This window comes from Telmatobacter bradus, from assembly GCF_048629425.1.
Lineage (GTDB): Bacteria > Acidobacteriota > Terriglobia > Terriglobales > Acidobacteriaceae > Telmatobacter > Telmatobacter bradus.
The window spans coordinates 1,202,617-1,226,239 of sequence record NZ_CP184532.1; the positions used below are offsets into that span (position 1 = coordinate 1,202,617).

17 protein-coding genes are annotated in these 23,623 nt (G+C 59.1%); 11 read left to right on the forward strand and 6 right to left on the reverse strand.

What is annotated here, in order from left to right:
• The first annotated feature begins 187 nt into the window (after positions 1-187).
• The gene (locus ACOBR2_RS05055) at positions 188-2,113 is read left to right on the forward strand and encodes a hypothetical protein (RefSeq protein ID WP_420238967.1); all 1,926 of its coding nucleotides are present in this window, start codon (positions 188-190) and stop codon (positions 2,111-2,113) included.
• A 142-nt stretch (positions 2,114-2,255) separates the two neighbouring features.
• On the opposite strand, the gene ACOBR2_RS05060 is transcribed toward ACOBR2_RS05055, so the two are convergent.
• Together ACOBR2_RS05060 and ACOBR2_RS05065 are read right to left on the reverse strand one after the other, a co-directional pair.
• Complete coding sequence (locus tag ACOBR2_RS05060) at positions 2,256-2,750, reverse strand: DUF1543 domain-containing protein (RefSeq protein ID WP_420238968.1); 495 nt, start codon at positions 2,748-2,750, stop codon at positions 2,256-2,258.
• Positions 2,751-2,793: 43 nt separating this feature from the next.
• Entirely contained in the window at positions 2,794-4,389 is a 1,596-nt protein-coding gene (locus tag ACOBR2_RS05065) for a DHA2 family efflux MFS transporter permease subunit (protein WP_420238969.1), read from the reverse strand.
• 52 nt (positions 4,390-4,441) lie between these two features.
• Here ACOBR2_RS05065 and ACOBR2_RS05070 point away from each other — a divergent pair, with 52 nt between their 5' ends.
• Positions 4,442-5,149, forward strand: coding sequence for a TetR/AcrR family transcriptional regulator (locus ACOBR2_RS05070; RefSeq protein WP_420238970.1), 708 nt, complete (start codon positions 4,442-4,444; stop codon positions 5,147-5,149).
• A gap of 120 nt (positions 5,150-5,269) precedes the next feature.
• Here the strand turns inward: ACOBR2_RS05070 and ACOBR2_RS05075 are convergent, their stop codons facing one another.
• Positions 5,270-6,229 (reverse strand): IS5 family transposase, encoded by a 960-nt coding sequence (locus tag ACOBR2_RS05075; RefSeq protein WP_420238548.1) that lies wholly within the window; start codon positions 6,227-6,229, stop codon positions 5,270-5,272.
• 86 nt (positions 6,230-6,315) lie between these two features.
• On the reverse strand, positions 6,316-7,383 hold the full coding sequence (locus ACOBR2_RS05080; RefSeq protein ID WP_420238971.1) for a LacI family DNA-binding transcriptional regulator: 1,068 nt from the start codon (positions 7,381-7,383) through the stop codon (positions 6,316-6,318).
• A 139-nt stretch (positions 7,384-7,522) separates the two neighbouring features.
• On the opposite strand from ACOBR2_RS05080, the gene ACOBR2_RS05085 reads away from it, so the two are divergent.
• From ACOBR2_RS05085 to ACOBR2_RS05110, 6 genes are all read left to right on the forward strand, one after another.
• On the forward strand, positions 7,523-8,560 hold the full coding sequence (locus ACOBR2_RS05085; protein WP_420238972.1) for an aldo/keto reductase: 1,038 nt from the start codon (positions 7,523-7,525) through the stop codon (positions 8,558-8,560).
• Between the two features lie 186 nt (positions 8,561-8,746).
• The gene (locus ACOBR2_RS05090) at positions 8,747-9,811 is read left to right on the forward strand and encodes a zinc-dependent alcohol dehydrogenase family protein (RefSeq protein WP_420238973.1); all 1,065 of its coding nucleotides are present in this window, start codon (positions 8,747-8,749) and stop codon (positions 9,809-9,811) included.
• Positions 9,812-9,831: 20 nt separating this feature from the next.
• Entirely contained in the window at positions 9,832-10,341 is a 510-nt protein-coding gene (locus ACOBR2_RS05095) for an RbsD/FucU domain-containing protein (protein ID WP_420238974.1), read from the forward strand.
• 69 nt (positions 10,342-10,410) lie between these two features.
• A complete protein-coding gene (locus tag ACOBR2_RS05100; RefSeq protein WP_420238975.1) occupies positions 10,411-11,940 on the forward strand; it encodes an alpha-L-fucosidase in 1,530 nt (509 codons plus the stop codon).
• Positions 11,941-12,063: 123 nt separating this feature from the next.
• Positions 12,064-14,352 (forward strand): Tex family protein, encoded by a 2,289-nt coding sequence (locus ACOBR2_RS05105; RefSeq protein ID WP_420239976.1) that lies wholly within the window; start codon positions 12,064-12,066, stop codon positions 14,350-14,352.
• 122 nt (positions 14,353-14,474) lie between these two features.
• Positions 14,475-14,984 (forward strand): GNAT family N-acetyltransferase, encoded by a 510-nt coding sequence (locus ACOBR2_RS05110; protein ID WP_420238976.1) that lies wholly within the window; start codon positions 14,475-14,477, stop codon positions 14,982-14,984.
• 151 nt (positions 14,985-15,135) lie between these two features.
• Here the strand turns inward: ACOBR2_RS05110 and ACOBR2_RS05115 are convergent, their stop codons facing one another.
• Together ACOBR2_RS05115 and ACOBR2_RS05120 are read right to left on the reverse strand one after the other, a co-directional pair.
• A complete protein-coding gene (locus ACOBR2_RS05115; RefSeq protein WP_420238977.1) occupies positions 15,136-16,164 on the reverse strand; it encodes an ATP-grasp domain-containing protein in 1,029 nt (342 codons plus the stop codon).
• A 231-nt stretch (positions 16,165-16,395) separates the two neighbouring features.
• On the reverse strand, positions 16,396-17,004 hold the full coding sequence (locus ACOBR2_RS05120; RefSeq protein ID WP_420238978.1) for a TetR/AcrR family transcriptional regulator: 609 nt from the start codon (positions 17,002-17,004) through the stop codon (positions 16,396-16,398).
• A 195-nt stretch (positions 17,005-17,199) separates the two neighbouring features.
• Here ACOBR2_RS05120 and ACOBR2_RS05125 point away from each other — a divergent pair, with 195 nt between their 5' ends.
• The 3 genes from ACOBR2_RS05125 to ACOBR2_RS05135 all read left to right on the forward strand — a co-directional run bounded on the left by ACOBR2_RS05125 (position 17,200) and on the right by ACOBR2_RS05135 (position 23,474).
• Positions 17,200-18,360 carry an efflux RND transporter periplasmic adaptor subunit gene (locus tag ACOBR2_RS05125; RefSeq protein ID WP_420239977.1) on the forward strand — a complete coding sequence of 387 codons (1,161 nt, stop codon included), beginning with the start codon at positions 17,200-17,202 and terminating at the stop codon, positions 18,358-18,360.
• A complete protein-coding gene (locus tag ACOBR2_RS05130) occupies positions 18,357-22,745 on the forward strand; it encodes an efflux RND transporter permease subunit (RefSeq protein ID WP_420238979.1) in 4,389 nt (1,462 codons plus the stop codon). The genes ACOBR2_RS05125 and ACOBR2_RS05130 overlap by 4 nt, the downstream gene beginning before the upstream one ends.
• A gap of 93 nt (positions 22,746-22,838) precedes the next feature.
• Positions 22,839-23,474: an AAA family ATPase gene (locus ACOBR2_RS05135; RefSeq protein ID WP_420238980.1), complete on the forward strand. Its 636-nt coding sequence runs from the start codon at positions 22,839-22,841 to the stop codon at positions 23,472-23,474.
• The last annotated feature ends 149 nt before the right edge of the window (positions 23,475-23,623 follow it).

Sequence of the window (23,623 nt, forward strand, 5' to 3'; positions counted from 1 at the left end):
CTAGCTTTTAGCTACTGAAAGCCAGAGGCTGGTTGGCTTAGGTTGAAGATTTAGGCTGTTGCCAGGATGTAGCAGAACGCTGGCAGCAGCAATTTGAAAATCCAACAGGATTTTGGTAAGACAGCTTCTAGCTCCTAGCAGCTAGAGGCTGGAGGCTAGAAGCTAGCAGCTGTTTTAAGGAACAAACATGAGTTTGGAAACACAGGAAAATCAGGCTGCCGAAGTCGAGCGCCAGTCGATGGATGTGGATATTGCCTGCGTAGGCTTTGGACCGGCCACGGGCGGATTTTTGACCGAGTTGGTGCGGACCTGGAATGAGAATCCCGCCGACGAGGCGTTCCAGAGCCAAGCTGCGCCCGGTATGCCGCTGCAGGTGCTCTGCTACGAGCGCGCCGACGACCTGGCCGCCGGAGTCAGCGGCGTGGTTACACGCGCCAAGGCTATTCGCCGGAGCTTTCCAACGCTCGACGTTTCCGAGATTCCCATGGGCATTGAGGTCCGGCAGGAGAAGATCTTCTATCTGCTTGATCCGCAGGGTGCCAGCCGTCGCTCCTGGGTGCTGCGTGTGGGCGACCGGTTCCTGAAGATCTTCGGCTCGATTCTGGGCGTGCGGGATTCTGCCATGGAACTGCCCTGGACGCCGTCCTTCCTGCATAAAAAGGGTGGAATTGTGCTCTCGATCGGCCAGTTCAATCAGTGGGTTGGTTCGCAGTTGATGGCCAGTGGTCTGGTGCAGATCTGGCCGTCGATGCCGGTGGCAGAGCCGCTGCTTGAGGGCGACGCCGTGAAGGGCGTGCGTCTGGCCGATCAGGGCGTGGACAAGCACGGCAAGCCTGCCGATGGTTTTATGGCTGGCATGGACGTGCGCGCTGCTCTGACCGTGGTGGGCGATGGTCCGGTGGGCCAGATCGGGCAGGCTCTCGATCGCAAATTTGAAACCGACGGCAACAAGCGCGAGTGGGCTCTGGGCATGAAGTTCGTGATTGAGCTTCCGCCCGACGAAGAGAATCCGCATGGCGTCGACACGGAGAAACTGAACGAGGCGGGAGTGCTTGATGGGCAGATCAGCTCCCAACTTACGCCCGGCACGGTATGGCACACCTTCGGCTATCCTGAGCCGGAGATCTTTGGCTTCCTCTATGTGCATCCGGAGCGTCTGGTCTCGGTGGGCATCTTTGTGCCGTCGTGGATGGGCGATTCAAGCCGCACGGCCTATCGCTATTTGCAGCACTTCATCCAGCATCCGCTGCTGTGGCCGCACCTGAAGGACGGCACGCTGCGCTCCTGGGGCGCAAAGTCGCTGGAAGAGAGCGGCAAACATGGTGAGCCGGTGCTCTCGGGCGAGGGGTTTGCGCGTATTGGCGAGGGCTCGGGTTCCACCAACATGCTTACCAACTCTGGCGTGGATGAGGCCTGGGCTACGGGTACGCAACTGGCGGATGCCGTGGTGGAATTGCTGCGGAAGAAGCTGCCCTTTACCAAGGAAAATCTGAACAAGACGTACGAGAAGAAGCGGCGTGCGAGCTGGGTGGAGAAGGGCGCAAACGAAGCAGAGTGGGCGCGGCATGGCTTCCACAAAGGATTTGTGCGCGGCCTGATCGGCACGGCGCTGGCAGGTCTTACCAAGGGACAGCTTGGCTACAGTGGCGATGTGCCTACACCGAGTGAGCAGATCCATCGCCTGGAGGATAATTCGATTGCCGCTCTTGAAGTGAAGAAGGCGGCTGAGGATGCTCAGGCCAGCGGACGTCCGCTGCACGATGCGTTGATGAGCGTGCGGGGTTGGCCGGAGATTCCCTTCGACGGCAGGCTTCTGATTACGCAGCAGGACGCTCTGCTGATGGGTGGCAAGGTACAGGCTTCACCGGGCTACGCTGACCATGTGGTCTTCCAGGACAAGAACCTCTGTATCGGATGTGCCGAAAAAACCTGCATCTCGATGTGTAGCGGTCAGGCCATTACGCTGGGCGGTGGCGGCATTCCCGTCTTCGAGCGTGAAAAATGCGTGCACTGCGGCGCATGTATGTGGAACTGTGCCAATCCGCCCGAGGGCAAAACCTCAAATGTCAGCTTTAAAGCAGGGTCGGGCGGCTTCCATTCGGCGGAGAACTAAAAGCAGAGAGCAGAGAACAAAAAAGCGGTCCTGCGTGTTGAGCGCCGGGCCGCTTTTCTTGGTTCTGAAATTTTGCGTTTGGTCGGAAGGCTCATGCTTTTGCAAGGCATATGCTGGCGGCTAACTCCGCTGATACCGCTAACTACTCCATCACCACATACTCGCTGTGCACAACGTTTTCCTTGTACTCGCCGGGAACAAGGCGCAGATGCAGGCCGTGAGCAACCTCCGAGGGAATGCAGCCGGCAACCTCGAAGAGTGCATCGGTGTGTGGGCTCTGCCATGGTTTGCTGAGCTTGGCCTTGGCTTTTTGTTTGGCCTCGGTGGCGTTGAGCGCGGCCACCAGCAGATGCTCGTGGGCTTCGCCGAAGAATCCGCTTTCGTAACCGCCCAGATGAACAAAGTAAAGCCGTGGTTCATCGGTCGGAGCGGTCTCACTGCGCCACTCAATGCGATAGCCGTCTACGCCTTCCACTTCCATCCAGCCGTCAATGTGCACGTGGCGAGGTGAAGCGAACCATGCGGCCCGCAGCTGATCATAGGTCTCGACTAGGCTGTCACCGAGGGCAAAGGCAATGTCGTGCAACTCGATGTTGGCTTTGGGATGGGCGCCGCCCAGGAGTACAACAAAGAGCATGGCAATCTCCTGTTGAGAGCATCGCAGATGAGGGCCGCAAATTCTAGTGCATTTCGGCCGACGGCTTTTCTTGGTGACGTGGGCGCTTAGGCAGAAGCACCAGCGGCAGGCAGGCTAGCGCCAGGTAGCCGAGCATGCGGAAGTTGTCAGCATAGGCCATCAGCGAGGCCTGCTGCTGCAGATTGCGATAGAGCATGCCTACAGCCTTCAACTGGCTGGTTACGGGGTCGGATCCGCCCATCAGAAACTTTGTGCCGAGGCCTTTGGCAAAGGTCTGTGCCTGCAGGTTAGCGGGCGAAAGGTTGGCGGCCAGATAGTTCTGATGGCGCTGCGCGCCACGCACCAGCATGGTGGTGACGGTGGCAATTCCGACAGATCCGCCCACGTTGCGCAGCAGGTTGTAGACGCCCGATGCGTTGCCGATCTCCTGCCTGGGCAGCATGCCCATGGCCAGCGTGGTGAGCGGCACAAAGATGAAGCCGCCGGCAAAGCCGTTGATGAAGTTTGGAATGGCAACGGTCCACATGGAGATGGTCAGGTTGATGTGGCTGAGCATGAGCGTGGAGCAGCCGAAACCGAAGAAGCCGAAGGCCAGCAGTAGGCGCACATCAATGTAGTTGACCAGCACGCCGACGATCATCATGGCAACCAGTGAGCCGAGGCCGCGCGGGCTGACGGCGAGGCCGCTATCGAGAGCCGGATAGCCGAGCAGCGTTTGCAGAAACAGGGGAAGCAACGCCGTGACGCCGTAGAGCGTGAAGCCGAAGACGGTGGTGATTACCGTGCTGACGGCGAAGTTGCGGTCGCGCAGCACGTGCAGCCGCACGATGGGCTCGGCACAGGTGAGTTCGCGCGCAATAAAGCCGATAAGTGCCGCAACGGAGATGGCGCTGGTCCATGCCACCCACGACGTGGAGAACCAGTCGGCCTCCTGGCCCTTGTCGAGCACGAGCTGCAAGGTGCCGAGCCACAGAGCCATCAGGCTAAAGCCCATGTAGTCGATGGCACCTTTGAAGTGCTGACGTAGATAGGGCGGATCTTCGACAAAAAGATTGGCCATGAACATAGCCAGCAGGCCAACGGGCAGATTGATGTAGAAGATCCAGTGCCAACTGTAGCTGTCAGTGATCCAGCCGCCCAGCGTGGGGCCGATGACCGGAGCAACCACGATGCCCATGCCGTAAAAGGCCATGGCCTGACCGTGCTTGTGGGGCGGAAAACTTTCCAACAGAATGGACTGCGCCAGCGGCTGCATGCCGCCGCCGCCAATGCCCTGCAGTACGCGCGCCACAATCAGCATGGGCATGTTCACGGCCAGTCCGCAGAAGAGCGAGGCAATGGTGAAGAGCAGAATGGAGAGCATCAGCAGGCGCTTGCGGCCGATGCGGCGCGCGATCCAGCCCGAGGCTGGCAGCATGATGGCGTTGGCCACGATGTAGCTGGTGAGCACCCAGGTGGATTCGTCGGTGGAGGCCGAGAGCGTGCCCGCGATGTGGGGCAGGGCGACGTTGGCCACTGAAGAATCCAGCACCACCATGAAGGTGGCTAGCATGACCGAAACGGCCACCAGCCAAGGATTTACCGACGGTTGCCATTCGGCGGGAGATGCAGAAACGGCCGTGTTTGATTCACTGACCATGAAGTCATTTTAATATACTGTTTAGTCATAAGGCGAGGAGGCCCGAAGCGGAATGAAACAATCCGAGCGAAAAAAGCCCCGCACCAAGCAGCAGGTGGTGAGTGAATTCCGTCGTGAAGAAATTCTGAATGCCGCGCGCAAGGTGTTTGCCCGCAAGGGATTCGTGCTGGGCATCATGGATGAAATCGCGCGCGAGGCTGGTATTGCCAAAGGCACTATTTATTTGTATTTTCGATCCAAAACCGAGGTCTATCAGGCGCTGCTGGCACATGACATGAAGATCTTGCAGGCCAGCACGCTCCAGCGCATCGACGCGCAGCCAACGCTGGCGGGCAAGATGCGCGCCTTCATTCTGGCTCGCATAGAGAATGCCGAGCAGCAGAAGGAAATCTTCCGCATCATGGATTCCGAGGGCGTGAATCTGACGATTACCCGGCGGCAGTATCGCGATTTTCTTGGTGCGCCAGTATTGCGTCTGGCGGAGGCTATCGAGGTCGAGAGCCGGAGTGGGCGCATTCGACAATTGGACGCTGAACGTGTGGCCTGGCTGATTGCAGATATGACGCGGGGTACGATTCAGCGCCGCTTGCTGGGGCAGAGCGAGAGCACACCGGCTGAAGAAGTAGAGTTCCTGATGGATGTGCTGAGCCACGCTCTGGTGCTAGAGCAAATTGCTCTAGGGTCTGTTGATGTTCCGCCGCCTGAGGAACGTCAACAGACCCTAGGGAGCCTCTGCACAACCCGCGATTTTGCGGTGTAATTATAATGCAATGGGTTCGGAAGCAGTTATAGCCAGAATTGCGGGTTCAGTTGCATCCAGGCGCGGGCTCTACGTGGTTGTTTTTTGTCTCTGGAGGCCGTTTTCCGGCCTCCAGAGACACTACGCCCCCAGCGCGACCAGCCGTTTGCGATTTTGGTAAAGGTTAACCAGGGCAAAGGCCGCGCAAAGCCACTCGTGGTTCTTCCTTAAGCCACGATAGCGCACCTTGGTAAATCCAAAAACGCGCTTCAGAATGCGGAAACACCACTCCACCTTCGATCTAACTCTGGCCTTGGTCGTATTTTTGCGCTTGGCTTCTTCGTCTACATAATTTTTGAACTTGGTGCGGCGGCTGGTCATATCTTGCGCCCCGGGCGCGGCCGCATGAATTGCCTCGGTTTGTCCTTGATAGTCTGCGTCTCCCCAGACTTTCTTCTCTGCGCCGTGCAGTAAGTCAGGCAGCATATGTTTGTCCGCCACGCTGGCCGCAGAGGTGCAGACTGAGTGCACAATGCCCGACTTGCTATCAACGCCAAGGTGCGCTTTCGCGCCGAAGTACCATTGCTGTCCCTTCCTGGTCTGGTGCATCTGAGGATCGCGCTTGCCGGTCGAGTTCTTCGTCGAACTCGGAGCGTTGATAATCGTTGCATCCACGATGGTTCCCGTGCCGATGCGAATGCCCCGGCTGGCTAGAAAGTGGTTCACCGTATCGAGTATCTGGCCGCATAACTCATGTTCTTCGAGCAGGTGGCGGAAGCGCAGAATGGTGCTTTCATCGGGCGCGGAGGCACGGCCCAGATCAACTCCGGCGAAGCGCCGCAACGCGGGCGAATCATAGAAAGCTTCTTCCATTCCGGGGTCTGAAAAACCAAACCACTGCTGCAAGAAGTACGTGCGGAGCATGATCGACAAGCCTGCTGGTTGGCGGCCGTTGCCAGCCTTGGGATAATGAGGCTCAACCAGCGCCAATAACTCCGCCCACGGCACCACTTGCTCCATCTGATCCAGAAAAAGCTCCCGCTTGCCCTTGCGACCATACTGCTCAAAACTCGCTTGTGACGCCAGTGTTCGTTGCCGCATCGCCCTTGCCCTCTACTTATCATTTTATCCAAGCAGAATGCAGTATTGGGACTTGTGCAGAGTCTCCCTAGCACCAGAGTGATAGCTTAATGAGGCAGGCGCTGCGATGAGGCGCGTACGATGAGGCGTGGTTTTACCCGCTCCACACGCGGTCGGTGCATGGAGTCCTCGGTGAGCAGGTCGAGGGTCATGCGCGCGGCCAACTGGCCGATCTGTACGTTGTCCTGATCGACGGAAGTGAGCGGCACGCGCAGGAAATCGGAATAGAGAAGGTTGCCGCAACCCACCACGGCAATGTCGTCGGGAATCTTCAGTCCGGCTTCCAGAATGGCGCGCATGGCGCCGAGCGCGATGGGATCGTTGAAGCAGAAGATGCCGTCGGGGCGGGGGGTGGAGTGCAAGAGTTTGCATGTGGCCTCATAGCCGCCCTGCTCGCCACGGTCGTCGGCAGAGTTTCCGATGGAAACGATGTGGCCGCGTAGTGGTGCGAGGCGGCGTGCGGAAAGAGCACTACGGTAGCCCTCCAGACGGCCCTGCGCGGTGCTGATTTCGGGGCCTCGGATGTGCGCGATACGGTTGCAGCCTTGCTCAATCAGATGCGTTGTTGCCAACTCGCCGATGGCCACGTCGTCGGCTCCTACAAAGTTGGCGGTCAGGCCGGTAAAGCTGCGATCAATGAGAATGTAGGGCGTGTGTCGTTCTTCAATGTGGCGGAAGCTTTGCACGCTCCACTGCGCGGAGGCCACCAGAATTGCATCGACGCGGCGGGCGAGCAGTTGCTCAATCTCCTGCCGCTCCAGTTCCGGATCTTCTTCCGACGAGGCCAGAATCAGGCTGTATCCGTGGGCGCGAATGCTGGCCGAGATGGATTTGGCCATCTGCGCGAAGAAGGGGTGCAGCAGATCGGGCACAACCAGGCCAATGGTCCAGGTGCGGCCGGTGATGAGGGTGCGCGCCGCCAGATTGGGCTGATAGTTCAGCTCCTTGACGCGCTTGAGCACGCGGCGGCGGGTCTCTTCGCCAATGTCGGGATGATCGCGTAGCACCTTGCTGACGGTGACGGTGCTGATGCCGAGGTCGTGCGCAATGTCTTTCATGCGCACGGGCGTGCTTGCCGGGGAGAGGCTACGGGAACTGTTTTTTGAACGCTTCATCGTGGTTGCGAACCGTCTGGAAAGATTCCTTTAGCGATAACTATAAATCCAAGCGCAGAAAAGAGTCCATTGACAGGTTTGGATGGACGTATTTATTCTGCGTGCGTTGCAGTTACCGATAACTTTAAGGCGGAAAATCATGAATCTGAATCGCCCCAACGCGCCCAACGTGTTTGCCCCGATTGATCCTGCGCGAGTGCCCGTGCGCACTCTGGCCAGCGGAGCAAAGATGCCCGCCGTGGGCCTGGGAACCTTTGGTAGCGACCACGTAAGCGCCACGGCCATTGCCGAGGCCGTGCAGGGCGCGGCACGGATCGGCTACCGGCACTTTGATTGTGCCTCGGTCTACGGCAATGAAGCCGAGATCGGTACGGCCTTTGCGGAGATCCTGCGGAGCGGCGTGCGGCGCGAGGAACTCTGGATCACTTCCAAGCTGTGGAATGACCGGCATGGCGAAGACGATGTGATTGCCGCGTGCAAAAAGTCTCTGGCCGATCTGCGGCTGGAGTATCTGGATCTGTACCTTGTGCATTGGCCGTTCCCCAACTTCCATGCGCCGGGTTGCGATGTGAGTTCGCGCTCGGCCGCAGCCCGGTCTTACATCCATGAGAACTTCATGAAGACCTGGCGCAGGATGGAAGAGTTGGTGCAGAGTGGGTTGGTGCGGCACATCGGCACATCGAATGTGACCGTGCCCAAGCTGAAGCTGATCCTGCGTGATGCGCAGATCAAACCGGCGGTGAATGAGATGGAGTTGCATCCCCACTTCCAACAGCTGGAATTGTTCGACTACGTGGTGGCCAATGGCATTGCGCCCATCGGCTATTGTCCGCTTGGCTCGCCGGGCAGGCCGGAGCGCGACCGCACATCCGAAGACACTGCGCCCACCGAAGATCCGGTGATTCGCGCGATTGCGGCGAAACACAATACGCATCCCGCAGCTATTTGTTTGAAGTGGGCGGTGCAGCGCGGGCAGACGCCAATTCCGTTTTCAGTGAATCACTACCGGGACAATCTGCTTGCGGTCACAGAGGATCCGCTGACAGAAGAAGAGATGAAGGCGATTGCGGCGCTGGATCGCAACTGCCGTCTGATAAAGGGGCAGGTGTTTTTGTGGAAGGCGAATCAGAGTTGGGAAGACCTGTGGGATGTGAACGGCGAGATTACGCCGGAGTAGAGCAAATTCAGAATTGCTGTAGAGGGAGTTGATGGATCAAAGTGTCGTTTTCCTCAAGAAAACGGCACCCTGCACACTCTTTCAGACTGCACGGTCATTCTGAATTTGCTCTAAAAGCAGCTATCAGCTATTAGCTGTCAGCTTTCAGTCTTTGTTGTAGCGCACTGTGTTTTGGAGAAGATGGAAATGAGCAAAACGATGTTGGCGGCGTTCCTGCCGGGCGATTCCACTGTAGAGATGCGCACTGTGCCGGTGCCCACGCCGGGCCACGGTGAGGTTCTGTTGCGGGTGAAGGCCTCCACTATTTGCGGCAGCGATATTCGCTGCATCTATCACGAACATCTGGGCAAGGGGCCGGAGGGCTATCAGGGCGTGATTGCAGGCCATGAGCCGTGTGGGCAGATTGTGTCGGCGGGGCCGGGCTGTCGCCGCTTCAAAGAGGGTGACCGGGTGATTGTTTACCACATTTCCGGTTGCGGCGTATGCAACGATTGCAGGCGTGGTTACATGATCAGCTGTACGAGCGAGAAGTATCGCCGCGCCTATGGATGGCAGCGCGATGGCGGCATGGCCGAGTACATGATTGCCGAAGAAAAGGATCTGATTGCGTTGCCCGACGCGCTGAGCTACGCCGATGGTGCCCAGGTGGCCTGCGGCTTTGGCACGGTTTACGAGGGGTTGATGAAGATCGGCATCGATGGCTCGCACGCTGTGTTGATCACGGGGCTTGGTCCGGTGGGACTAGCGACCGGAGCGCTCTGCCGCAAGCTGGGAGCGGAGAAGATCATCGGCATTGATGTGGTGCCGGAGCGCATGCAGATTGCCAAGGATCTTGGCTTGTGTGATGCGGTGCTGGCCTCTGGTGCTGACAATGTGGCCGAGGTGAAAGCGCTGACCGGCGGGCAGGGCGTGGAGCGGGCCGTGGATTGCTCGGCGCATCCTGCAGCGCGTGCCACTGCGATTCGCGCCACGCGCAAGTGGGGTCGTATCGTTTTCATTGGTGAGGGGGGTAAGGTCGAGATCAATCCTTCGCCTGACATGATCCACGATCAGAAGACGGTCTATGGATCGTGGGTGACGTCAACCTGGCTGATGGAAGAACTGGTGGAGAGGCTGGTACGCTGGAATCTGCATCCGGCGGAGATCATCACGCACCGCTTCCCGCTCACCAAGGCGGACGAGGCCTATGCGCTGATGGCCTCGGGCAAGTGCGGCAAGGTGGCAGTCTGCCAGGATGAAGAGCTGAAATGATTTTAGCGCGGAGAAAAGCGATGATACAGAAAGCTCCCCGCTCGTGGGAGAGAAGACTTAATGAGCTGCTTCCGCTTTATGGCCATCGCAACTGGATTGTGGTGGCCGATGCAGCGTATCCCGCGCAGTCGAAGGCAGGCATTGAGACGCTGGTGATTGAAGCCGGGCAACTGGAATCGGTTCGCATTGTCTACGACGCCATTCAGGCACAGAAGCATCTGCGCTCCAAGATCTATGTGGATGCGGAGCTGAAGCACCTGACGGAAGAGGATGCGCGCGGCGTGGCGGGCTATCGTTCGGTGTTGACAGAGCTGCTGGGGGCGGAATGCACGGAGTTGGAGCATGAGCAGATCATCTCCAAACTCGACCATGCGGCCGAGAGTTTCCGGATTCTGATTCTGAAGACCAGTCTGACCATTCCGTATACTTCTGTCTTTTTCGAACTGGATTGCGGTTACTGGAGCGCAGGAGCCGAACAAAGGTTGCGTTCGAGAATTGCCACAATCAAAAAAACAGGAGAAAATCGCTGAAACAGGCGGACGCATCGTCGCCCGCCTGTTTTTTGCGGGAAAGTTTTTTTGCTGGAAGGAGCCTTAGAGATGCCCATGAATCGGCGAGAGATGATGAAGACAGTTGGCGGAGCAGTTGCACTGAGCCGCTTGGCTGGCGCGCGGGGTTTTGCGCAACCCGCATTTACTGCAACCCGTGCGTCGCTCAAGAGCTACCAGATTCCCGACTGGTTCCGCGATGCCAAATTCGGCATCTGGGCGCACTGGGGTCCACAGTCGGCCATTGAAGCCGGCGACTGGTATGCGCGCAATATGTACATGCAGGGCAGCGACCAGTATGACTACCATGTGCAGACCTATGGCCATCCGTCGAAGGTGGGCTACAAGGATCTGGTGAACGACTGGAAGGCTGCCCGGTGGGATCCTGATCACTTGATTGGCCTGTACAAGCGGGCCGGTGCAAAGTACTTCGTCTCGATGGGTGTGCATCATGACAACTTCGATCTGTGGAACTCCAAGCACAATCGTTGGAACTCGGTGGCGATGGGGCCGAAGAAGGACGTGGTGGGAATTTGGCGCGAGGCGGCCCGCAAGCAGGGCCTGCGCTTTGGCGTGAGTGAGCATCTGTGGATCAGCTACAAGTGGTGGGCCACGAGCCATCAGTCGGATAAGAGCGGACTGTATGCGGGCGTGCCTTACGATGGCGTTGATGCGAAGTTTGCTGACCTGTATCACGATGCCGACAGCGCGCGTTTTGGCGATACGCTTGATTGGAACAGCGACGGCATTCCTGATAGTTGGCGCAAGCACTACCTGGATCGCATTACCGATCTGATTGATCAGCATGAGCCGGACCTGTTGTATACCGATGGCTATCTGCCCTTTGAGGAGTACGGCCTGCAGATGGTTTCGCATCTGTACAACGTGAGCGCGGCGCGGCATGGTGGCGTGGTGGAGGCGGTGTACAACAGCAAGTTGGACAGCGACTGCGCGGTGGGCACCTGCGCGCTGGATCATGAGCGTGGCGTGGCGGATGCAATCAGTGTTCATCCGTGGCAAACCGACACCTGCATTGGCCAGTGGCACTACAAGCGCGGGCAGAAGTACAAGACGGCCAAAAAGGTAATCGATCTGCTGACCGACATTGTGAGCAAGAACGGTAATCTGCTGCTGAGCGTGCCGCTGCCGAACTCTGGCGAACCCGATTGCCAGGAGCTTGAGGTTCTGGACGGCATTACGAAGTGGATGGCCGTGAACGGCGAGGGAATCTTTGGCTCGCGGCCGTGGAAGATTTACGGCGAGGGACCATCGACCAAGGCCGAAATCAAATCAGGCGGCTTCAACGAAGATAAGCGTGGAGATTTTACGGCCGAGGATGTGCGCTTTACCACCAAAGGCAAAACGCTCTATGCCTTTGTGCAGGGCTGGCCGCAACATCAGGCCGAGGTGAAGGCGCTGGGCCTTGAAAGCGATCAGCAGCCCGGTCGCATTGCTCAGGTGAGTCTGCTGGGGGCAGAGGGTAAGGTGCAGTGGACGCAGACCGCAGAGGCGCTCAAGGTGCAGCTGCCGAAAGAAAAAATCTCTTCGATTGGCTTGGCGCTGAAGGTGGAATTCGCCTAGATAAGAGGTGGCGAAACAGCATAAACAAGGGGCTTGCGCGCGGTGGCGTGCAGGCCCTGTTTTTTTGCACACGCGCTGCGGACAGGGGTGGGTCTGCGCATGTACTATGGACGTTGGAACCCCATGAAGGAAGCTAAAACCCTCTCTCCTGAAATTCTTCTGCACATCGCCCAAACGCTGAACCTGCCCATGCGCGGTCTGGTGGCCGTCATCGAACTGTTGGACGACGGCGGCACGGTTCCGTTCATTGCCCGCTACCGCAAAGAGGTGACCGGCAATCTGGACGAAGTGCAGATCCGCGCCATCGAAGAAAAGCTCACCTACTACCGCGATCTTGCCGACCGCCGCGAGACGATTCTGGCTTCGATTGCCGAACAGGGCAAGCTGACCGACGAGCTGAAGGCCAGGATCGAGGCTACGCTCGACAAGAGTGAGCTGGAAGATCTGTACCTGCCCTACAAGCCCAAGCGCCGCACCAAGGCGACCATTGCGCGCGAAAAGGGTCTGGAGCCGCTGGCCCAGTACCTGTGGGCGCAGCAGACCACGGAGCAGCCGCTGGAGGCTTTTGCGCCCACCTTTGTGAACGCCGAGCTGGGCGTGGCCAACGTGGACGAAGCGCTGGAAGGCGCGCGGCACATTGTGGCTGAGTGGGTCAGCGAAGCCGCTGACCTGCGCAAGGCTCTGCGTACGATGGTCTTTGACGAGGGCGTGGTGGTTAGCCGCAAGGTGACCGATGCCGTCGACGAGCAGGAAAAGTTCAAGATGTACTACGAGTACTCGGAACCGGTGAAGACGATTCCGTCGCATCGCATGCTGGCCATTCGCCGCGGCGAGAGCGAGAATGTGCTCTACTTCCTGATTGAGGTTGAGAACGAACGTGCGCTGGCTCTGATTCGCCGCCATGTGCTGCGCTTTGAGGGCGACTGGAGCAGACAGCTCAATCTGGCGATTGAGGATGCGTGGAAGCGTCTGCTGAACTCGTCGATTCAGGGCGAGATTCGTGTGGAGTTGAAGCATCGCTCCGACACGGACGCGATCCAGGTCTTCCGCGACAATCTTTACAACATTCTGCTGGCGCCACCGGCTGGACCGATCTCGGTGCTGGGCATTGACCCGGGTCTGCGTACCGGCTGCAAGGTTGCGGTGGTGGACGAGACCGGCAAGATGCTGGCCCACGATGTGTTCTATCTGCACACGTCGAAGAATGGCAACGCCGAGGCTTCGCCCAAGATGGCAGCGCTTCTGAGCCGCCACAACGTGCGCGCCATTGCCATTGGCAACGGTACGGCCTCGCGTGAGACCGACGCGTTTGTGCGCGAGTTCCTCAGCGAGTACAAGATTGATTCCATCTTTTCGGTGACGGTGAGCGAAGCCGGAGCCAGCGTCTACTCCGCCTCGGACATTGCGCGGCAGGAGTTCCCGGATCTGGATCTGACGGTGCGTGGCGCGATCTCGATTGCACGTCGTCTGCAGGATCCGCTCTCGGAACTGGTGAAGGTCGATCCGAAGTCGATTGGCGTGGGCCAGTATCAGCACGATGTGGACCAGCGCCAACTGCAGGAATCGCTGAATGCAGTGATTGAGAGCTGCGTGAACAAGGTGGGCGTGGACCTGAATACCTCGTCGTGGACGCTGCTGCGTTACGTGGCCGGCTTCACCGAGCGCACCGCGATCAACCTTGTGAACCATCGCAACGAGAAGGGCGCGTTCCGCTCCCGGCAGCAGGTGCTGGAAGTCTCCGGCATCGGCCCCAAGAGCTTTGAGCAGGCGGCTGGCTTCCTGCGGATTCGCAATGGAGAAAATCCGCTGGATATGACGGCGGTTCACCCTGAATCGTATCCGCTGGTGGAGAAGATTGCCGAGCTTGCGAATGCTACGGTGAGCGACATTATTCGCCAGCCGCAGCTACTGGAAAAGGTGGACAGCAGCAAGCTGCAGGCGGGTTCCTACACGCTCAATGACATCATGGCCGAACTGCGCAAGCCGGGCCGTGATCCGCGCGATACTTTTGTCGCTCCCAGCTTCAAGGAGGGCGTGAAGGAGATTCGCGACGTTGAGGTGGGCATGGTGCTGGAAGGCGTGGTGACCAACGTGACCCGCTTTGGCGCATTTGTTGACGTGGGTGTGCATCAGGATGGTCTGGTACACATCAGCGAGCTTTCCAACAAGTTCATCAAGGATCCTTCGGACGCAGTGAAGACCGGCCAGATTGTGAAGGTGAAGGTGACGGCGGTGGATGCGAAGAACAAGCGCATCGGTCTGTCGATCAAAGCGCTGCAGCCTCCGACGGGCCGTGGGCCGGTGCGTCCGCAGCAGCAGTCTGCCAGGCCTGCCGCCAAGCCGGTGGCCAAGCCGCAGTTGAGCATGGAAGACAAGCTGGCGTTGCTCTCGAACAAGTGGAAGACGCGGTAAAGCAGCGCAGCCCAAAACATGACCCCATTCTGGCGTGCAACACGCGTCGGGATGGGGTTTTCGTTTAGGATCGATTTTGCCCACGAAGGATTTGTGGAGATGGAATTTTCCCGAGGGTTTGAATGATGCTGATTCGCCGCGCTACCGAAGCTGATCTGGAGGTTGTTCTGCAATTGATTCGCCGTGTGGTGCCGCAGATGCAGGCCAGTGGCAATCCGCAGTGGAACGAGCAGTACCCCAACCGGCAGTTTTTTGAGCACGACGTGCGCCTGCAGCAGCTTTGGGTGGCGGAAGATTCAGGCGCGATTGCTGGCGTGGTGGCGCTGACGCTCGATCAGACGCCGGAGTACGCAAACGTGGGTTGGGATCTTCAGCAAGAGGCGATTGTGGCGCACCGTTTGGCGGTTGATCCTGAGGTGCGCGGCAAGGGCGTGGCGATGGCGCTCATGCAGCAGGCGGAGGTGATTGCCGCAGAGCGTGGCACACGCCTGCTGCGCGCCGACACCAATTCGACGAACAAGGCCATGCAGGAATTGTTCGTGAAGTTGGGCTATTTATACGCTGGTGAGACGGAATTCGCGGGCCGACCCGGGCTCAGTTTTTATTGCTATGAGAAGCAACTGGCGGAGTAGGCCGTATATTTCAATGCCAAGCCAGAGAAGTTTCCGGGCCTGAAGGCCTCGGCGTAGAGGAGGTTTCAGATTCAGGGGCATGAATGCCCCTGCTCCCTCCGTTCTGATTCTTTTCGCGTTTGCATGATTGGAACAACCAAACAAGGTACGTCTATTTTTTCTTCCTTGCCAAGCCAGCCGTTTTTTTCTTCGCGGGGTTGCTCTTCTTAGTCGTGGTCTTTTTCTTGGCCGCTGTTTTAGCCGAGGATTCCTTGGAGCCGAAGAGAGCGGCGGTGTTCAGCCTGGGTGCGTGAGACGGGGCGAGGGCGCGGGCAATGGCCAGGTCGGCTACCTGCTCGACGAACCACTGTGCGTTCTTTTGGCCCACTGAATTGGCATCGGCATCGGGAACGGGATTCATGAAGTCGATGGCGTAGGGTATGCCATTGGCCACGGCGAACTCCACGGTGTTGAACTCGTAGCCGAGCGCTTTGCAGATCTGGATGGCGTCGCGCTCCATGCGATGGATCAGCATCTTTGGCACGGGCGGAAGTTCGCTGAGGTAGCGTTCAGCATGGGGGTGGCGAGGATCGTAGCCCATCACGCGCACGCGCTTGGCTCCCACCACGTAGCAGCGGAAGTAGTGCTCGTAGTTGATGGTTTTTTGATAGACCATGCACTGGTTGCTGGTCTGGTCGTAGGCGTGGAAGAACTCGTCGCGCGAGTGGACTTCGAAGACGTCGCGCCAGCCGCCGCCATCGACTGGCTTGAGGAATCCGTGTTCGCCAATGGTGGCAAAGATGCTCTCCCAGTCGAGCGGAAATTCGAGGTTGCGCAGTGTCTGGTCGCTGACGCCAGCCGGTTTTTCCTTGTGGGGCAGCAGCATGGTGGGCGGCACGGCAATGCCCAGTTGGGCCGCCAGCGAGTAGTTCAAAAATTTATCGTCTGCCGATTGCCAGAAGGGGTTGTTGAGCACCACCGTGCCACGGAGCGCGGCCTGTTTGAGCCAGCTGCGATAGAAGGGGACAAGATGGCTGATGCGGTCGATAATGACCGCATAGGATGCATCCGCCGTGCCAGAGATTGCGCCCACACGGACGAACTCGGCTGTGACTTCGTCCACCTGCCGCAGGTTGATTTCTTCTGCAAGTGCGCCGGGAAAGCTGTTTTCAATGCCGAACAGAATGCCGATCCGCTTCATGCCGCCGTTCTCCATTTGGAAATAAGGTCGCACAAATGCCTTGCGCAATTTCTGCACCAGTGTAGCGGGAATACGTATGAACGCCGCATGAATCCTGTGCGGCAGTGCATGATGGGTAAACCGGAGAGGTGTGAATCAGGTGCAAGGTGAGGGCTGGCGATAGGGCGTAGCTTGCTTTGTAGCTTTCGCAGTTCCCCAAGGCGAGACCTGCGAAAGCTGGCTTATTTTCAGCTAGCGCTTAAGCAGGGCGCGGGTGTTGTAGTCGGCCACGTAGCGGGCTACGTCGTGTACCGGCAGGCGCTGCGCTTCAGGCTGTTCGAGCCAGCTGCACAGTGCTTCATAGACGGCTCCCACCAGACAGCGCGCGGCCACCAGTGCGTCGTAAACAAAAAAGACGTCGGGCGCGCTGGAGATGGTGTGGCGGGTCTGCTCGGCCTGAGCCTGCAGAATGGTACGGCGGATCTTTTCGAGCCGCGCACTCAGGCCTGATGACTCTACGATCACAATGCGTGCTTCGCGGGGGTTTTCGGCGAGGAAGAGGAAGAGGGATTCCACGGCCTGACTGATACGTTTGACCGGATCGGACTGCGTGGTGCGTACTTCGCGGAGCAGGTCGGAGATGCGTTCGCCCAAGCCCACCAGCACGGCGGCAAAGATGTCTTCCTTGTTCCTGAAGTGCATGTAAAAACTGCCGACAGAGCTATTGGCCTCGGCCACAATCATGGGAACTGTGGCACCATGGTATCCGTAGTCGCCGAACATGCGGGTGGCGGCGTCGAGTAAGAGTTTGCGGCGTGCGTCTTTGCGTGCTTCGGTAGCGGCAGTTTTACGATAAACCATGGTTGGAGTTCTCTCCCGAAAGATGATACTCCCCTTGCGAAATTTAGAATGAAGTGTCATTCTTGTTTTGTCAAGTTGGATAGGTGGATCATGATGGGTTTCTTGTCTGTCCTTGTTTTTTTTCGGCCGAATAGGGGTGCAGACCCTGCTTTGAGTCTGCGTGTGGCGCTGCCGTTGGCAGCGCTTTTGTCGTTTATGCTCCCGGTGGCGGGTTGCGGGCCGAAGGCGAAGAATGCTGCCGATGAGCCGGTTCCAGTGCAGGTGCGTGTGCCGCAGCAGGTGCATGAGCCTGCTGCGGTTGTGGCTAGCGGCGAAGTCGAGGCCAACGTGACCTCGCTCTGCGCTTTTCAGCAGGCAGGCCGTGTGGCGCGCGTGCTCGTGGAAGAGGGGCAGGCCGTGCGGCAGGGGCAGGTGTTGGCGGAGCTGGACGCGGCCGATTACAAGAACGCCTTTGATGCGGCCACCGGGCAGGCGCAGGCAGCGCAGGCCGTGGATCGCAAGGCGCAGGTTGGTCTGCGTGCGCAGGAGCTGGAGCAGGCACGCATTGACTACACGCAGCAGCTTGACCAATACAAGCGCATGAAGTTTCTGTACGAACATCAGAGCCTGCCGGCCAACGACTTCAACAAGGTGGAGGCTTCGTTCAAGGCTGCGGAACAGCGCTATGAAATGGCGAAGCAGGGCACGCGCGTGGAAGACAAGGAGTCGGCCACCGGGCAGGCGCGAGCTGCGACGGCGCAGGAGCATGAAGCGAAGAAGCGCCTTGCTGACACGCGGCTGCTAGCCCCCATTGCCGGCTTTGTGGGGATGAAGAAAGTTGAGGTGGGCAACACGGTGGCAGCGGGTGCGCCGGTCTTCTCGGTGCTTGATCTGGAGCCGGTGAAGGTGCAGGTGGGCATTCCCGAGTCGCAGATCGGCAAGGTGAAGCTGGGCGGCCGCGCCATCGTCACGATTCCTTCGCTCGACGGGCGGCAGTTCGAGGGCAAGGTGGAGGCGGTGGGTGTGGCGGCAGATCCGGCGGCACGCACGTATACCGTGAAGATCGCGGTGCCCAATCATGAGCATGTGTTGAAGGCGGGAATGGTGGCCGAGGCACGCATTCTGAGCGACCAGCAAGTGAATGCGCTCACGCTGCCGGGCGATGCGATTGTGCGTGATGCGCATGGTGTTTCGCTGGTCTATGTGCTCGACGCTAGCCGAGGCCGCGTCTATGGCCGTCGCGTGGAGTTGGGGTTGCCCATCGGCAATGAGGTCGAGATCAAGAGCGGATTGCAGCCACAGGAGCAGGTGGTGATTGCCGGAGAGCAGAATGTGCGCGAGGGATCGATTGCCAAAATTGTGGGAGGCGCGCGATGAATCCGGTGCGCGCATCCCTGCGCTACCCGCAGGTGACGCTGGTGCTGGCCGTCATGCTGTTTTTGGCCGGCGTCTGGGCGCTCGTCACCATGCCGCGCCGCGAAGATCCAAAGATTACGATTCACACCGGACTGGTGATTGCGGTCTATCCCGGCGCCACCGCTGAGCAGGTGGAAGACCGCGTAACCCGCAAGATTGAGGAGCGGCTCTTCAAGTTTGAGGAAGTGCGCCGCGCAAAGACATTTTCCACTTCGCGCAACGGCATCGTGGTTGTGAATGTGGAACTGAACAAGTCCGTGACAGATGCGGATGAGTTCTGGTCCAAGCTGCGGCTGGACATGGCGCAGCTCAAGCAGACCGGACTGCCAGCCGAGGTGCGTGGGCCCATGGTGGACTCCGACTTTGGCGATACGGTTGCCGTGCTGATTGCGATTCACGGCCCGGGCTATGGGCCGCGCGAGTTGACCGACTACGCGAAGACGGTGGAGGCGCGGTTGCGCACCATTGAGGCGGTGTCGAAGATCCGTCGCATTGGCGATCAGCAGGAGCGCATCGAGATTGCCACGTCCAGCGAGCGACTGGCGCAGTATGGGGTGAATCCGCAGCATGTGGTGCAGGCGCTCGCGGGGCGCAACACGATTGATTATGGCGGCGGCGTGCCGACTGGTCAGAACAAGGTCCCCATTGAATCCACCGGGCAGATGAAGACCGAGGATGAGATCCGGCAGGCGATGGTGGATGTGCCGCCGGGTGGCCAGCCGGTGCATGTGGGCGATCTGGCTACGGTGAGCCGCGTCTACGCTGACCCTACGCAGTACGCGCGCATTTCGGGCGAGCAGACGATCCTGCTTTCGGTGGAAATGCACGAGGGCAACAACATTGTCTTCTTTGGCCGCGATCTGAACAAGGTGCTCGATGAGTTGCGAACCCAACTGCCGCCGGGAGTGACGCTGGATCTGGTGGCCGATCAGCCGAAGGTGGTCAGCGAGCGGGTGCTGGACTTCTTCCGTGAGTTTGGCATCGCCATTCTTTCGGTGATTCTGGTGACTATGCTGCTGCTGCCGATGCGCGTGGCGCTGGTCTCGGCAGTGGCGATTCCGGTCACGGTATCCACCACCTTTGCACTGCTGAATGTGTGCGGCGTGGAGTTGCAGCAGGTTTCGATTGCGGCGTTGATTACGGTGCTGGGCATGGTGGTGGACGACGCCATCGTGATAGCCGACAACTACGTGGAACTGCTGGATCGCAAGCTGCCACGCGAAGAGGCCTCGTGGCGCTGCGCCACCGAGATGGCTATTCCAGTGTTGACAGCGACGCTGACCATCATTGCCAGCTTTGCACCCATGCTCATGCTCTCAGGCGCGGTGGGCGAGTTCATTCGCGCACTGCCGATTGCCGTGGCCATTGCGCTGGGCACATCCTACGTGGTGGCCATGACGCTTACGCCGCTGACGGCGCGCTTTTTCATCCGTCAGGGCCTGCTGGACCATGCCAATGGAGGCGCATCGACGCAGCCGAAATTTTCTCCGCTGGAAAAAATGCAGTTGCTTTATAACCGCGCCATCACGCACGCCATGCGCAACAAAAAAACAGTACTCGTGGGCGGCGTGGCGATCTTTGTGCTGGGCGTGTTGCTGTTGCAGCTGGTGCCGCAGCAGTTCTTTCCGCTAGCCGAGCGCAATCAGTTCGTGATGGACGTATGGCTGCCGGAGGGCGCCAAGATTGAAGCGACCGATGCGGTGGTTAAGCGCATTGAAAGCGAGTTGCGCAGCGAGCCTCTGGTGCGGGACGAGGCCAGTTTTTTGGGCTTCAGCGCGCCCCGCTTCTACTACAACGTGAACCCCCAGCCACCTGCGACAAACTATGCGCAGATCTTGGTGAATACGCGCAAGGTGAAGGGGACGCCGGAGCTGGTGGAGAGCCTGCGCCAGCGTTTGCCCGAGCTTGCCCCCGGAGCGCGCATCTTTGTGAAGGAGTTGCAGCAGGGGCAGGTAATGGAGGCTCCGGTGGAGGTGCGCATTGTGGGCGACGATGCGCAGCAACTGCGTGCGCTGGGCGATCAGGTGGAGGACACACTGCGTCACACCAAAGGCGCAACCTACATTCACACCGACTGGCATGAAGACGAGTGGCAGTTGAAAGTGAATCTGCGCGAAGAGGTGGCCAACCGCATGGGTCTGACCGATGCGGGCGTGGCGCAGCAGTTGGGCGGCATGTTTGAGGGCGCGCCCATCACGCAGCTCTGGGAAGGCGACCGCGCCGTGGATGTGGCGCTGCGCCTTGACGAACCAAACCGGCAGAGCACGCAGGATGTGGCTGACACGTATGTGATGTCGCCGGTCAGTGGTGTGCGTGTGCCGCTCTCTGCCGTGGCCACGCTTGCGCCTGGCTGGCAGCCGGGTCGCATTGTGCGGCGCAACGGCGTGCGCACGCTGACGGTGCGTGCCTTTCCCTCCGACGGAAGGCTGGCCAGCCAGATTCTTGACGACATTCGTAAACAGACCGACAAACTGCAGCTGCCACCGGGCTATCGCATTGAGTATGGCGGGGAGTATGAGAACCAAAAGGAGACCTTTGGCGAATTGCAGCAGGCGTTGCTGGTCAGTCTGGTGCTGATCTTCCTGATCCTGCTTTTCCAGTTCCGTTCGTTCATCGATCCGCTGATTGTGATGACGGCATTTCCTCTGGCACTGCCCGGCGCGGCGTTGGGACTGCTGCTTACAGGCAACAATTTTGGCTTTACGGCCTTCATCGGCATCGTAAGTTTGGGAGGTCTGGTGGTGCGCAATTCGATCATCCTGATCGACTACATTCATGTGCGCATGAACGAGGGCGTGGACATTGAGCAGGCCGCGCTGGAGGCGGGCGAGCGCCGTCTGCGGCCCATCTTTTTAACCTCGATGGCCGCGGCGGTGGGTGTAACGCCGATGATTCTGTCACGCTCCAGTTTGTGGTCGCCGCTGGCCAGTGTGATCGCCTTTGGCCTGTTGGGGTCCATGTTCTTCACGCTGGTGGTGATTCCGGTGCTGTTCGTGGAGGCGCATAAACGCTGGGGTAAAGCCAGACCGAGCGCGGCGCTGGCGGGAGTGCTGCTCTTTGCTGTGGCTGCGATGAGCGCACAGGCTGAAGCGCGCAAGCTCACGCTTGATGAAGCGCTGGAGCAGGCCGCGCAAAACAACCCCACGGTGCGCATGGCACGCTTCAAGGCCAGGGCCGCGCAGGCTGAAGTTACGCAGGCAAGGGCTAATTATTTTCCGCAACTCTCGACCATTGGTGAGGCCACCCATGCCGGACGCACCGAGTCGCTGACCATTCCCATGGGTGCGTTAGGTGTGTATTCGGGCACAGGCGCGGTGCCGGGCAAGGACATCAAGATCGACCTCGGCAACCGTAACTTCCTTCTGGATACCGCGATTCTGGCGCAACCCATCTCGCAGCTCTACAAAATTCATGCGGGAGTGGGGGTGGCCAAGGCGGACGCCGCCGAGTCACGTGCCGATGTGCGCAAGGCCGAGGACGAAGTGGGCCTGCAGGTGCGCGAACTCTACCTGAACCTGCTGGCCACCGAGAAGAAGAAGCAGGCTGCCGAACTGCACATTGCCGCCGGTGAGGCCAAGCTGGAAGAGGCGCATCATGGCGTGGAAACCGGCACGGTACTAGAGCTGAAAGAACTGGAGGGCAAGGCGCAACTGGCCGAGGCAAAGCATCAGTTGGGCGAGCTCAATGACGCGATGGCCGATCTGCAGGTGGAGTTCGACAATCTACTGGGTTTGCCGCTGGACACAACGCTGCAGCTTGAAGAACCGAAGCTGGAGACTGCGCCCGTCAGTGTGGCCGATCTGGAAACCGAGGCTGTGGAGCATAATCCTGACGTGCTGGCGGCGCGCGCGCTGTTGGACAAATCGCGCAATGCGGTGGCGGCGGCGCGGGCCGAGTTTATTCCTGACGTGAGTGCCGTGGGGCAGTACGTTTACCAGTCGGGTGTGCCGCTGCTGGCGGAAAACAATGGAACCATCGGCGTTGAGGTGAAGTGGACGCTCTCGGAGTTTGGCAAGCGCACCGGCATGGTAAAGGAGCGCGTGAATGAGCGGGCCGAGGCCGCAGTGAATCTGGATGCGGCACGCAATCGGGCGCGTGTGGACGTGCAGAAAGAGGCGCGCAAGCTGCAGCGAACCGCAACTGGACTGGAGGCCGCGCGTGAAAGCGTGGCAGCGCGTTCCGAGATGCGGCGCATCGTGGCCAATCAGGTGGCGGCGGCTACCGCCAATCCATCCGCGCTTCAGGAGGCCGAGGCGGCGCTGGCTGAAGCTCAGGCCGTGCTCTTCCAAACCGAAGTGGATCAGCTGGTGGCTGAGGCCGAATTGAACCGCACCGCGGGACGTTGAGGCATGTTGTGTGATGCAGGTAACTTGCCAGTTGTTAGGTAAACGCAGTAAGTTGAAACGTTCATCCTCGTTTGCAGGGAAGGGAGGCTTCGGATGAAGTATCGTGTGCTTACTGTCAACCGCGAGTTCGGCAGTGGAGGTGGGCGTATTGCCCAGCAGGTGGCTGAGCGGTTGGGCTGGAAGCTGCTGGATCGAGACATCATTGATGCCATCGCCTACGAGGCCCATGTAGACGCCAAAATAGTGGGCCGCTACGATGAGCATGTGGCGTCGTGGCTGAGCCGGCTGAATCAGCAGGCCATGCGTGGTGCGGCACTGGCTGCGGGTATCGAGTTGGCCGCCAATTCCGTCTTCGATGCCGAGGAGATGGTCAAGATCAGCCAGAAGATCATCGAACAGGCCTGGAAGGATGGCAACTGCGTGATTGTGGGCCGTGGTTCGCAGTGCGTGTTGCAGCACAAACCCGACGTTTTTCATGGCTTTATCTATTCGCCGCTCAAGGAGCGGATTGCACGGCTGACCGAGCGTCTGGAAAAGGGCTCGAACATTGAGCAGCGCATTCGTACCGTGGATGGTGAGCGGGCCCGCTATCTGCAGCAGTTTTACGGCAAAAACTGGTGCAATATGCACTTGTATGACCTGATGCTGTGCTCACACGACAACGAAAATGAAGCTGCACGCACTATTTTGATGGCCATGCGCAGCGATCTTGCCTGCCAGCAGTTTTGAAGCAGCTATGGTTCCCAGCTCCTAAAGCCGGAGCTGGGAACCATAGCTTCCAGCTCCAAGCTCCCAGCTTTCAGCTAGTTCTCTGACCTCTGTTCTCTCGAATCGCCAATGAGACTCACCGCCGCATCGCCCTCCCCTGTATCATCTTC